Origin of the sequence: Nocardia sp. CA-119907 (genome assembly GCF_050955995.1) — a bacterium.
In the GTDB taxonomy this organism is placed as follows: Bacteria; Actinomycetota; Actinomycetes; order Mycobacteriales; family Mycobacteriaceae; genus Nocardia.
Genome location: NZ_CP192091.1, coordinates 7,804,714 through 7,816,884 on the forward strand (window position 1 = coordinate 7,804,714; position 12,171 = coordinate 7,816,884).

Here is a 12,171-nt window from a genome sequence, read left to right on the forward strand (position 1 = left end):
TTCCGACTAGGTGTACTCGATGACGAAAGCCGCCGAGGTGTTGGGAGCTAGGGCTTCGAAGACGTGGGGAGCGTCGCCCGGATAGGAGATGTAGTCGCCGGGTCCGAGTTCGACGGGTGCGTCGATCGGGCCGGTGCGGGCGCGGCCGCTGGCCAGCAGTACATGCTCGATCACACCTGGAATGTGCGGGTCGGATCTGCGGGCGTGGCCGGGTTCCGCGGTGATCCGGAAGAAGTCACGTCGGGTATTGGCCGGTCCAGCCGCCAGCAGCGTGGCGCGGTAGTCGGATTCCGCGGCGACCAATACCGGGCCCTCCCCCGCGCGAATCACCTGAACGGTCGGGCGTGGCGGGTCGAGCAGCCGCGATAAGGGCATATCCAGGGCAACGCACAGTGCCCACATGGTCTCCAGGCTCGGATTTCCGGTGCCCGATTCCAGTTGGGACAGTGTGGATTTCGCGATGCCCGCACGGTTGGCAACCTCGGTGAGCGACAGCCCGGCGCGCGTGCGCTCCCGGCGCAGCGCAGCGGCGATCACTGCCTGCGGCGTCGTCGGATCCTGGTCCATGCGCGCTCCCGTCGACTAGGGGGATGGCAGCCCGGCGAAGCCGGCCGGGGTGGGTCAATACAGTTGACCGCCCAACAGAGAACCATATTGACGAATCGTCCCGCCATGTTCACTATAAACTACATGCGTTCGATATGGCGAACACTCGATCGGGACACACTCGCCGGGATCGCGGCGGTACTGCTCGCGGTCGGGCTGATCGGTGTTTCCTACGGCGCCACCGCCGTCACCTCCGGTTTTCCGCTGTGGGTTCCGATTGTGCTCGGGGTCGTCGTGCTCGCGGGCGGTGCGGAGTTCCTGTTCATCGGGATCATGGCGGCGGGCGGCAGCCCGATCGCGGCCGTACTGGCCGGGCTGCTGGTCAATGCCCGGCATCTGCCGTACGGGCTTTCGGTGCCCGATGTGGTCGGCACCGGATGGCGGCGCCGGATAGGCGTCCATGTGATGAACGACGAATCCGTCGCACTGGCCCTGGCCCAGCCGGATATCGCGCGTCGGCGGGCCGCGTATTGGGTGAGCGGGTTGGGTGTGCTCATCGCCTGGCCCGGCGGTGCGGCGATCGGCGCGCTGATCGGCACGATGGTGCCCGATACCGGTGCGATCGGGTTGGACGCGGTGTTCCCCGCGGTGCTGTTATCGCTGATCATGCCCGCGCTGCGGGCGCGAGGCACCTTGCGGGCGGCGCTGATCGGAGCGATCGCGGCCGTGGCGAGTGCGCCGTTCCTGCCCGCGGGAATGCCTGTGCTGGTTGCGCTTTCGGGATTGTTCTTCGCAATCTCGCGGGACGGCGACAGCAAGGCCGAGCCCGGAGAGGCGCAGGCGGCGTGAGCAGGCGATTCATCTGCGCAGACCCAAGGACCGAGGCGGCGCAGGCATGAGCACCCCGATCTTGCTGGTGGCCATGTCCGCACTCTCCGCCGGAACCTACGCCTTCCGCTCATCGGGCCCCGCGCTGCGCAACCGTATCCGCTTCCCGGAGCGAGCAACGAAGCTGCTGGAGATCGGCGCGGTCGTCCTGTTGGCGGCGATGGTCGCCATCACCACTGTGCCCACCGGCTCCGGCCATCTGGGATGCGCCTTGCCCGCTGGGGTTCTGGTCGGTGGCGTGCTGGCCTGGCGCAACCAGCCGATGCTGGTGGTCATCCTCGCCGCGGCGGGCACGACCGCCCTGCTGCGTTCGGTCGGCGTCACCTAACCCTTTGTGGCGGTTGGCTTCCGCGCGACAGGCGTTGGGGTGGCCGCGCAGGAATCAGCTGGGGGTGAGCGGGATGGCGCCGCCTCGACGGCGCGCGACAGAGCCGTAGCGGGCATCGAGGCGGAGCCAGGTTTTGGTGGCACGGACCCGGACGATTTCGGTGGGCGGGATGCGGCGGGGGTCGGCCTTGTCACCGGAGTGCGGGATGAAATCCATTGCGGTGAGGGCGAATACGACGCGCATCGGGACCTGGACCTGGGCGAGCGCCCCCGAGACGGTGAGCACCGTCTGGTCGAGCAGGGACGCGGGCGGGCCATGGCTGCTGCCGTGTTCCTTGGCCAATGCCGCGCCCCGTTCGGCGAGTTCGACGAGGGTGCGCGCGGGCACATCGTCGACATGTTCGAAGCCGACATCCGGCGGCAGCGCACCACGCCAGGCCGAATCCATCGAATAGCCGAGATCGATCGGACTGCCGGACGGCAAACCGGCCAGCACCAGATCGGCACCGACGGTGACATCGTCGACGCCGAGCTCGGCGACCACGGTACGCACCGCGAGCGCCTCGAAACCCGTTGCCACCCAAGCGGATACACACCGTTCACCGCGACGGCGCATACGCACCACCGCCGCGGGATCCAACCGAACGGCCCGGCTCAGAAACGTCGCCAGATTCTCCCGCTCGGCCGGATCGGAAACCTCCAGGACGCGCTGTCCCGACATCAGTACTCCCACATCACCACATCGCGGCCGCCACCGCACGACGACCGCAGTCCGCCACCACCGCTGCGCAACCGGATTCAGCCATCACCATACGGCCGCCGATGCCGACGACCGCTGCAGCGCGGCAGAGCCAGCCATTACTGCCCAGCGACCCGAATCCGCCGCCCGAACGCCCCGGGCAAATCGTTCACTCTTTCCACTCGGCGAGGTAGTCACGTTCGGTATCGGTGAGCCGACGCAGGCGCTGCGACCGCATATCGAAGGCCGCGATCTGGGTGGAAGCGAGCACCGCGGGCGGTGAGTCCGGGGCCGCGCCATTGGCGCGCACCTCGTAACCGATGGTGAAATCAACCGTCCGCAGCTGCTCGATCCACATTGCGATATCCAGCGGGGTGTCCTCGTGCCGCAGCTGACCGCGGTAGCGGACCCGAAGGTCCGCCAGCACACAGCCGGTACGCAGCGACGCGGTCGGACGCCCGTCCTCGAACAGCCACGGAATCCGCGCCTCCTCCAGCAGCGTCACCATGCGGGCGTGATTGACGTGCTGGAACACGTCCATATCCGACCACCTGACGTCCACCTTGGCGTGGAAACGCTTGGGCAGTAGTCGGCTGCCGCCCTGCGACTTTCCGCTACCGCTCAACGAACTCGTCAACGAGGTACCTCCGATTGGGCGCCCACCCCGCTCACCATGCTTCGCACTTGCCGCGCTGCAACCGACAGCGTGGCGAGATCGTGGGTTCCGGACTCGAACAACTCCGACAGCGCTGCCCGAGCGCGTCCGAGCCGGGACTGGTTTTTCGACTCCCAGTATGCAATCTTCTCGTCCGCTGTCTCCTCCGGGTCACCGCCGGAGAGCACGTCGAGGGTCAGCGAGCGCAGCGAACCGTACATATCGTCGCGCAGCGCGAGCCGGGCCAGCGCATGCCAGCGATCGCCGCGTTCCAGGTGGCTGACCGCCTGCAACAGCCAATCGATCTTGAGGTGATCGTTGAGCGCGTAGTACAGCGAGCCGACCTCCTCACCGCTGCGGTCGGTGATATCTGCGATATCCAACACATCGAGCAGCGGGAACAGATTCAGCAGCGCGAAGACCTCGGTGGCGAGGTCGGTGGGCGCGCCACGGGCGATCACTTCGGCGGACTGATCGGTCAGCGTCGAGACGTGATGTCCGCGCAGCCAGCCGGGCACCTTCGGGGCCAGCTCCCGCACACCCCGGCTGTACCGGTTGATCTCCGCACCGACCGCGATCGGCTGCGGGCGGTTGCTCAACAGCCAGCGTGAGGCGCGGTCCAGCGTCCGCTTGGTCTCCAGCTCGAGTTCGTCGCGCACCGACACCGCGGCGTCGGTGGCCCGGATCCGGGCCCACATATCGTGCAGGTCGAAGATCTCGCTGGCCGCCGCGAATGCACGCACCGCATCGGTCGTGCTGGCGCCGATTTCCTCGTTCAGCCGATGGGCGTAGGTAATGCCGCCGTAGTCGACCATCTCGTTGACCACCATCGTGGTGGTGATCTCCCGACGCAGCCGGTGCCGCTTGATGGCGGTGCCGAACCGAGTTCGCAACGGTGTCGGGAAGTACTGCGACAGCCTGCTGGCGAAGTACGAGATATCCGGAAGATCGGTCTCGAGCAGATCGGCTTTGAGCGAAAGCTTCACGTGCGCCATGAGATTGGACAGCTCGGGCGAGGCCAGACCGGTGCCCTCCTCGAGCCTGCGCTTGATCTCCACCTGCGACGGCAGCGCCTCCAGCTCGCGGTCCACCCCGCGACGCGCCTCCAGATCCTCGATGAGCCGCTGGTGCACATTCAGCATCCGGGGCGCTTCGGCCCGCGAGATGCCCATCAGGAAGTTCTGGGAGACGTTGTCCTGCAACACCAACCGAGCGACCTCATCGGTCATCGAGGCGAGCAGCGGATTGCGTTCGGCCTCGGGCAGTCCGCCCGCGCTGACCACACCGTCGAGCAGCACCTTGATATTGACCTCGTGGTCGGAGCAGTCCACACCGGCCGAGTTGTCCAGCGCGTCGGTGTTCATCTTGCCGCCGTTGCGGCAGAACTCGATGCGGCCGAGCGCGGTCGCGCCCAGATTGCCGCCCTCACCGATCACCTTGACCCGCAACTGATTTCCATTGACCCGCACCGCGTCATTGGACTTGTCGCCGACCTCGGCATTGGTCTCGGCGCTCGCCTTGATGTAGGTGCCGATACCACCGTTCCACAGCAGTTGCACCGGCGAGAGCAGGATCGCCCGCACCAGTTCCGGCGGTGACAGCGCGACCACATCATCGGCCAGCCCCAACGCCTTTCGCGCCTGCGGGCTGATCGGCACCGACTTCACGGTGCGATCCCAGACACCACCGCCGGCACTGATCAGCGACGTGTCGTAGTCCGCCCAGGACGAGCGCGGCAGCGCGAACATTCGCTGTCGCTCCCGGAACGAGGTGGCCGCATCGGGATCGGGATCCAGGAAGATGTGCCGATGGTCGAATGCCGCGACCAACCGGATGTGCTCGGAGAGCAGCATGCCGTTGCCGAAGACGTCACCGCTCATATCGCCGACCCCGACCACGGTGAAATCCTCAGTCTGGGTGTCGATATCCATCTCCTGGAAGTGGCGCTTCACGCTCTCCCAGGCACCCTTGGCGGTAATGCCCATCGCCTTGTGGTCGTAACCCGCCGAACCACCGGAGGCGAATGCGTCACCGAGCCAGAATCCATAGCGCTGCGCCACATCGTTGGCGATATCGGAGAACGTCGCGGTGCCCTTATCGGCGGCAACGACCAGGTAGGTGTCATCGCCGTCGCGCCGGATCACCCGCGCGGGCGGCAGGACGGCACCGGTCGCCCGGTCCACATTGTCGGTGACATCCAGCAAACCGGAGATGAATGTCCGGTAGCATTCGACGCCCTCCGCACCCAGCGCCTGCCGATCCGCGGTCGGATCACCGGTGGCCGCCGGCGGCTGCTTGACCACGAATCCGCCCTTGGCGCCGACCGGGACGATGACCGCGTTCTTCACCGCCTGCGCCTTCACCAGACCCAGGATCTCGGTCCGGAAATCCTCCAGCCGGTCCGACCAGCGCAACCCGCCGCGCGCTACCGGACCGAAGCGCAGATGCACACCCTCGACCCGCGGCGAGTACACGAAGATCTCGAATTGTGGCCTCGGCTTGGGCAATTCGGCGATCTCGCGCGGCTCGACCTTCACCGAGACGTACCCGCGCGAATTGCCCGCGGCGTCGGTCACGTAGTAATTGGTCCGCAATGTCGCCTTGACCAGCGACAGGATCGCGCGCAGGATGCGGTCGGCGTCCAGGCTGACGACCTCGTCGACGCGGCCGCGCACCCGGGTCTCCAACTCGGCGGCGTGCTCGGCCGATTCGGTATCCGGATCGAACCGCGCCGCGAACAGGTCGACGAACAGCTTCGCGATATCCGGATACGCGAGCAGGACCCTGGCGATATTCGCCTGGCTGTATGGAAAATCAGCCTGCTGCAGGTACTTCGCGTACATCCGCAGGATCGACACCGCGCGCCACGGCAGCCGGGCGCGCAGCACGAGTTCATTGAGCGCATCCGCCTCGGCTCGGTCGTACCAGACCGCCTCGAAGGCCGCGGTGAACCGATCGTGCAGCCCCAGTTCCGCCGTCGCCAGCGCGTCGGCCCGGGCCGAGGACTCCAGCAGTTCGGCGTCCAGATCCTTATCCAGCGAACTGCGCAGCAATTCCGGCCGGGCCAGCAGGCCGAAGTCGTAGATCCAGCGTTCCCCGCCCTCATCGCCGAGCACCGGATCCAACAGGATCTGGTACGGCCGCTCATCGACAACTTCGACGCCGAGGCTCTGCAGCACCGGCAGCACCTGGCTCAGCGAGATGCCGGTGCCGCCGATGTAGAGGGTGAACCGCCACGAGCCCGGTACCGAATCCGCATGGCGGTACAGGTATTGGTCGATCGAGCCCTCGGTCAGCCGCTCCAGCCGCACGACATCGGCCAGTGCGCGGTCGGAGGCGAAATCCTGTTTGTACGCTTCCGGAAACGCCTCGGCGTAGCGCTGCACGACGCCGGGATCCAGCACGGTGGAGGTGCTCACCGCATCGTTGAGGCGGTCATCCCAGGTGTGCGTCGCCTCGGCGAGCAGATTCTGGATGCGCAGCCGATTGGCCTCGGAGGTGTCGGCGACGGTGACCCCCTCACGCAGCACCCCGACCTCCGTCTCCGGCATGCGCACCGTGAAATACACACTGGCCAGTTCGCTTTCGCTGACCCGCGCCGAGTAGTCGATGGAGACGCCACCCAGTTCGCGGACCAGGATTTCCTGCATCTCCAGCCGCACCCGAGTGGTGTAGCGGTCGCGAGGCAGATAAACCAGGCATGCGACGAATCGGCCGAAACCGTCCGAACGCAGGAACAGCCGAACCTGCCTGCGCAGACCGACATTCAGGACCGCGGTGGCAGTGCGGCGCATGGTCTCGGCGTCGGAGGAGAACAGTTCGGTGCGCGGGAACGACTGGATGACCTCGAGCATGGCCTGGCCGGAGAACGAATCCATATCGAAACCGCTCTGCTCGATCACCGAGCGCACCCGGCGCTCGATGACCGGAATGTCGAGGACGTTCTCATGCACCGCCGTCACGGTGAACACACCGATGAACAGGTGCTCGCCGACGATCGTGCCGGATTCGTCGAAGTCCGCGACACCGATGAAGTAGGGGTACACCGAGCGGTGCACGGTTGCTGGCACCAGGCCTTGGGTGAGCATCAGCAGCGGCCGGTCGCCCGCAGTGACCGGCACCCGGAAGTCGGTGCCGACATCCGGGCGCAGCACGCCGAGGCAGGTGCCGGGCAACGGATTCGAGGTCGTCTGCCCCTCGTCGCCACCGAGCCGGTAGCGGGCATAGCCGAGCACGGTGAAATTGCCACTGTCCAACCAGCGCAACAGATTCGCGGTATCGACCAGATCGGCATCGGAGAACGGCGCGTGGCCGGATTTGGCGGCCAGCTCGAGTTCGTCGGCCAGATTGCTCTGCACTTGTTTGATGGCCTCGGTATCGCCGATGACCTGGCGCACGTCGGCGACCACATCCGGCATCGACTGTTCGATCCGGTCCAGTAGGGCGCGACTGGTCGAGGGATGCAATTGCAGGTGCATCCAGGATTCGCGCAGACCGGTGCTGCCGTTGCTGTCGACCTCGTGCGGGGCGGCGCTGGTCAGCCGTCCGTCCGCATCGCGCGTCACCTCGAAGATCGGGTGGATCACCTCGCTCACGCTGACGCCCATCCGACTCAGCGACGAGGTGATCGATTCGACTAGCAGCGCCATATCGTCGGTGACCAGCTGCACCGCGGCACCCAGCCCGGAGCCGTCGTCCGGGTGGTACACCCGCACTAGGGCCCGCCCGGCGGTGCGGGTCATCGCGAGCTCCATATGCCGCCGGAAGATCTGGGTGATCCCGGTGATCGCGCAGTCCACATCGCCCGCGTCGACGTGGCGGAAATACGCCTCCTCGAGTGTCGCGAGTTCGCCGCGCAGCGACTGCGGCAACCCGGCGGCCCACGCCGCGCTGGACAATTCGGACGAGACAGTCATTTTTTTCGCCAACTCCTCGGATTCGGTTCCGCAACAAAGTGACGCCGGTCCGAGAGTAGCTGTGCCTTGCAGACGCGGGGGTGAATTCCCTTCTAAATGCAGGGTGTTCACCGATACCGTAGCGTTCGCTGCTTGATTGCCGAGGTCGATGATCCCGGCATAGCACCCGATCGGACCGGCAACGTCAGGTAGACGCGATCGCGGTGGTAGCGACCCAATGCCCGGACTGCGCCTGCGCATGCACGTTTCCAACCATAGTCAGATCTGTGGCCGGATGTGTGTCGACCGTATTTCCTTCGATGCGGACACCGCCCGGTGCGTGTTCTCCGCAATTCCTTCGGCGGAACGACCGTTCGATGTCGTCATGCGCGGATGCTACCGGGTCGACGGCGGGCGGCCAGCCGACGAGGCGGATCGGTTCCGAATGCCGTTCGGTGGTGCGGATGGTGGATTGCTCGGACTGCGCCCGCCGGTGCACGCCGTAGCCCGATCGAATTCGGGTTCCACTGTGATTCACGCGCACGTCACGTCGTGACGCGAGACCTCACACCTTGTTCGTGACGGGATCCACCGACATATCGAGAGGCAGTGAACGCGATGCCACGCATCAGCAAACAAGAGGCCCCGGTCCAGCTCGCCACACCCGAGATCGAGGCCGCTACGTCGAGCTCGACGGGTACACCCTCGCATTCGAGACCTTGCGCGCCGACGTCGACGCGACACCGTTGTTCCAGGGCCTGCCGGAGGATCGGTGCCAGTGCGCGCATTGGGGTTATGTGGTGTCGGTACTGCTGACACTGCGCCATCCGGACCGCGACCAGCAGTATCGCACCGGCGACGCTTGCTACGCGCCGCCCGCGCACACACCGATCGTCACCTCGGGCACCGACATCGTCGAGTTCAGCCCAACGGCGCAGTTGCGGCAGGTGATGGTGCACAGCCTCACCGCACAACTCGCCCATCAGACCGCGACCACACCACGTCTGCACAGGAGGCGGCCGCGTTCTAGGAATTCGGGCTGACCGAGGCAGTGCCGTCCGTCATCGCGCATGTCGGCACCGCGAAACTCCTTCCGGCCGAACGCCGCGATATCCCGCACCACCAACTCGATGTCCTCGACGTGACACTCGAGGCGCCTGGCTATCTCGACGAGCGCGCCGCCGACGTACACGGTGCTGTACTGGTGCGGCCCAGGAGAATTCGATCGAGCCGCAGCACTGGCAGCCCGGGTGATCGGCGCTGGCATCGATTCGACATCACGTGATGTCGACTTCTTGCTGAGGGCCATGTCGCTACTGCACGTCGCGACCGACCGACGCGACCTCCTGCGCGACGGAATCGAGCTGCTGGCACCGCATTCCGGCCGCGGCATCGTCAATGCGGGCGCCGTGACCTTCCACGGCATGGTCGCCGATGTACTGCACCGGGCGCGGATCGGCTCGGAGACGAAGCTACCCGGAGCTGCCGGTTCGCGACACCAGGAATCTCATCCGCCACCCCGGTCGGCATCGGTCCGATGCGGTAGGGACATGCGTCCAGCCGCCGCAGCGGCGAAAGGCCACCCGGCGAGGCGGTACACCGACCGCCCCGCCGAGTGCCGAACTCAGTCGCGGGTGAGCTTGCGGTGCGTCACCCGGTGCGGCCGGGCGGCTTCGATGCCGAGACGCTCGATCTTATTGGCCTCGTACGCCTCGAAGTTGCCCTCGAACCAGAACCACTTGGCGTCGTTATCGCTATCGCCCTCCCACGCCAGGATGTGGGTGCAGGTCCGGTCGAGGAACCAGCGGTCGTGGGAGATGACAACGGCGCAGCCCGGGAACTGTTCGAGCGCGTTCTCCAGCGAACTCAGCGTTTCCACGTCGAGGTCGTTGGTCGGCTCGTCGAGCAGGATCAGGTTGCCGCCCTGCTTGAGAGTGAGCGCGAGGTTCAACCGGTTGCGCTCACCACCGGAGAGCACCCCGGCGGGCTTCTGCTGGTCCGGCCCCTTGAAGCCGAAGGCGCTGACATAGGCGCGCGAGGGCATCTCCTGGTTGCCGACCTCGATGAAGTCCAGACCGTCGGAGACGACCTGCCAGACATTCTTCTTCGGATCGATACCCGCGCGGTTCTGGTCGACGTAGCTCAGCTTGACCGTCTCACCGACCTTCACCTCACCGCTATCGGGCGACTCCAGCCCGACGATCGTCTTGAACAGCGTGGTCTTACCGACACCGTTCGGGCCGATGACGCCGACAATGCCGTTGCGCGGCAAGGTGAACGACAGATCCTTGATGAGCTGGCGGTCGCCGAAACCCTTGTCCAGATGTTCGACCTCGACGACCACACTGCCCAGACGGGGACCCGCCGGGATCTGGATCTCCTCGAAGTCCAACTTACGGTGCCGCTCGGCCTCGGCCGCCATCTCCTCGTACCGCCCCAGGCGAGCCTTGTTCTTGGCCTGACGGGCCTTGGCGCCGGACCGCACCCAGGCCAGCTCCTCCTTGAGGCGCTTCTGCAGCTTCTGGTCCTTCTTGCCCTGGACCTCGAGGCGCTGGGCCTTCTTCTCCAGATAGGTGGAGTAGTTGCCCTCGTAGGGGTAGGCGCGACCACGGTCGAGTTCGAGGATCCACTCGGCGACATTGTCGAGGAAGTACCGGTCGTGGGTGACGGCCAGCACGGCACCGGCGTAAGAGGCCAGATGCTGCTCCAGCCAGAGCACACTCTCGGCATCGAGATGGTTGGTCGGCTCGTCGAGCAGCAGCAGATCGGGCTTGCTCAGCAGCAGCTTGCACAGTGCGACGCGGCGGCGCTCACCACCGGAGAGGTTGGTGACCGACTCGTCCGGCGGCGGGCAGCGCAGCGCGTCCATGGCCTGCTCGAGCTGGGAATCGATATCCCAGGCATCGGCGTGGTCCAGGTACTCCTGCAGTTTGCCCATTTCGTCCATGAGCTCGTCGGAGTAGTCGGTGGCCATGAGTTCGGCGATCTCGTTGAAGCGATCCAGCTTCACCTTGACCTCGCCGAGGCCCTCCTCGACATTGCCGCGAACGGTCTTCTCCTCGTTCAGCGGCGGCTCCTGCTGCAGGATGCCGACCGTGGCACCCGGGGCCAGGAAGGCCTCGCCATTATTCGGCTGGTCCAGTGCGGCCATGATCTTCAGCACGCTGGATTTACCCGCGCCGTTGGGGCCGACGACGCCGATCTTCGCGCCGGGAAGGAAGTTCAAGGTGACATCGTCGAGCACGACCTTATCGCCGTGCGCCTTGCGAACCTTCTTCATTTGGTAGATGAACTCAGCCATACGGGAAAGCCTATCGGTGTGGGTATCGATGGAATGCAACAGAGCCACCACTGTCGCCGGGAGTATCCGGCCGTGCGGTCAAGCGTCTACGGGCTCGGGATCAGCGAGCTGGGGCGGTGCGGAAGACAGGGACGTCGCGCCCTCCCCCGGCTCCTGGCCGTCGACGCGTGCACGATCATCAGCGCTGGATCGGTCACAACTATTCCGTGCCAGGGTACTGGGTCCGGACGCCACGCCCGAAACCGCGCGCCGGACCACCTGCGCGGTGCAGCGGGACAGGTCAGGGCCGATCGCGGTGGCGCGCATCTCGACATCGCGGCGTTCCGCGCCGTCCCGGCCCCGGTACTCGTGTGAGCGCAGCTGGCCGTGCGCGATGATCGGATCGCCGCGGCGCAGGGAGGCGTCGACGCCGAGCACCAGCCGACGCCAGCAGCTGACGGTGAGATAGAGCGTTCCGTTGTCCACCCACTCCCCGGTCTCGGGATTGAACCGCCGGGAATTGCTCGCCATCCGAAAGGTCACCACCTGCTCCCCATTGGTCAGATCGCGCTTGATCGGATGGGTCACGACCGTGCCGATCACGGTCACCATCGCTTCGTACATCGTTGCGCCCCTTTACGTTTCGATCCGTGTCGCTTCAGGTGTCCGTCCTCGCATATGAGGACCTCTTCAGCCTGACGTCTCCGGACCCCATCCGGCCGCCCCGATTCCCGAATGTGGACAACTTCGAAACATGTGGACAGTGGCCACTTCATACAGTGCGATCGACGGAGGGGGAGCGGACTCGACCGGGTCCCGATCACTCCATGGTGAGATCGAC

General features: G+C 65.9%; 10 protein-coding genes and 1 pseudogene. 4 read left to right on the forward strand and 7 right to left on the reverse strand.

All coding sequences use genetic code 11. The annotated features are described in order from the left end of the window. Positions 1 to 6: 6 nt before the first annotated feature. Positions 7 to 567: a helix-turn-helix domain-containing protein gene (locus ACQP2D_RS35075; protein ID WP_433680221.1), complete on the reverse strand. Its 561-nt coding sequence runs from the start codon at positions 565 to 567 to the stop codon at positions 7 to 9. A gap of 123 nt (positions 568 to 690) precedes the next feature. On the opposite strand from ACQP2D_RS35075, the gene ACQP2D_RS35080 reads away from it, so the two are divergent. Beyond that, positions 691 to 1,395 (forward strand): AzlC family ABC transporter permease, encoded by a 705-nt coding sequence (locus ACQP2D_RS35080; RefSeq protein ID WP_433680222.1) that lies wholly within the window; start codon positions 691 to 693, stop codon positions 1,393 to 1,395. A gap of 46 nt (positions 1,396 to 1,441) precedes the next feature. Continuing rightward, on the forward strand, positions 1,442 to 1,762 hold the full coding sequence (locus tag ACQP2D_RS35085) for an AzlD domain-containing protein (protein ID WP_433680223.1): 321 nt from the start codon (positions 1,442 to 1,444) through the stop codon (positions 1,760 to 1,762). Positions 1,763 to 1,816: 54 nt separating this feature from the next. Here the strand turns inward: ACQP2D_RS35085 and ACQP2D_RS35090 are convergent, their stop codons facing one another. The 3 genes from ACQP2D_RS35090 to ACQP2D_RS35100 form a co-directional block, all read right to left on the reverse strand. Further along, on the reverse strand, positions 1,817 to 2,482 hold the full coding sequence (locus ACQP2D_RS35090) for a hypothetical protein (RefSeq protein ID WP_433680224.1): 666 nt from the start codon (positions 2,480 to 2,482) through the stop codon (positions 1,817 to 1,819). Between the two features lie 187 nt (positions 2,483 to 2,669). Continuing rightward, entirely contained in the window at positions 2,670 to 3,125 is a 456-nt protein-coding gene (locus ACQP2D_RS35095) for an acyl-CoA thioesterase (RefSeq protein WP_433685857.1), read from the reverse strand. A gap of 8 nt (positions 3,126 to 3,133) precedes the next feature. Then, the gene (locus tag ACQP2D_RS35100) at positions 3,134 to 8,071 is read right to left on the reverse strand and encodes an NAD-glutamate dehydrogenase (protein WP_433680225.1); all 4,938 of its coding nucleotides are present in this window, start codon (positions 8,069 to 8,071) and stop codon (positions 3,134 to 3,136) included. A 557-nt stretch (positions 8,072 to 8,628) separates the two neighbouring features. Here ACQP2D_RS35100 and ACQP2D_RS35105 point away from each other — a divergent pair. Together ACQP2D_RS35105 and ACQP2D_RS35110 are read left to right on the forward strand one after the other, a co-directional pair. Next, complete coding sequence (locus ACQP2D_RS35105) at positions 8,629 to 9,093, forward strand: hypothetical protein (protein WP_433680226.1); 465 nt, start codon at positions 8,629 to 8,631, stop codon at positions 9,091 to 9,093. A gap of 29 nt (positions 9,094 to 9,122) precedes the next feature. Beyond that, positions 9,123 to 9,245: pseudogene (locus tag ACQP2D_RS35110) on the forward strand (tRNA (adenosine(37)-N6)-dimethylallyltransferase MiaA); the annotation flags it as partial. A gap of 118 nt (positions 9,246 to 9,363) precedes the next feature. Here the strand turns inward: ACQP2D_RS35110 and ACQP2D_RS35115 are convergent. The 3 genes from ACQP2D_RS35115 to ACQP2D_RS35125 all read right to left on the reverse strand — a co-directional run bounded on the left by ACQP2D_RS35115 (position 9,364) and on the right by ACQP2D_RS35125 (position 11,954). After that, a complete protein-coding gene (locus tag ACQP2D_RS35115) occupies positions 9,364 to 9,495 on the reverse strand; it encodes a hypothetical protein (RefSeq protein WP_433680227.1) in 132 nt (43 codons plus the stop codon). Positions 9,496 to 9,674: 179 nt separating this feature from the next. Further along, on the reverse strand, positions 9,675 to 11,351 hold the full coding sequence (ettA, locus tag ACQP2D_RS35120; protein ID WP_354957583.1) for an energy-dependent translational throttle protein EttA: 1,677 nt from the start codon (positions 11,349 to 11,351) through the stop codon (positions 9,675 to 9,677). 78 nt (positions 11,352 to 11,429) lie between these two features. Next, entirely contained in the window at positions 11,430 to 11,954 is a 525-nt protein-coding gene (locus ACQP2D_RS35125) for a single-stranded DNA-binding protein (RefSeq protein ID WP_433680228.1), read from the reverse strand. Positions 11,955 to 12,171 lie beyond the last annotated feature (217 nt).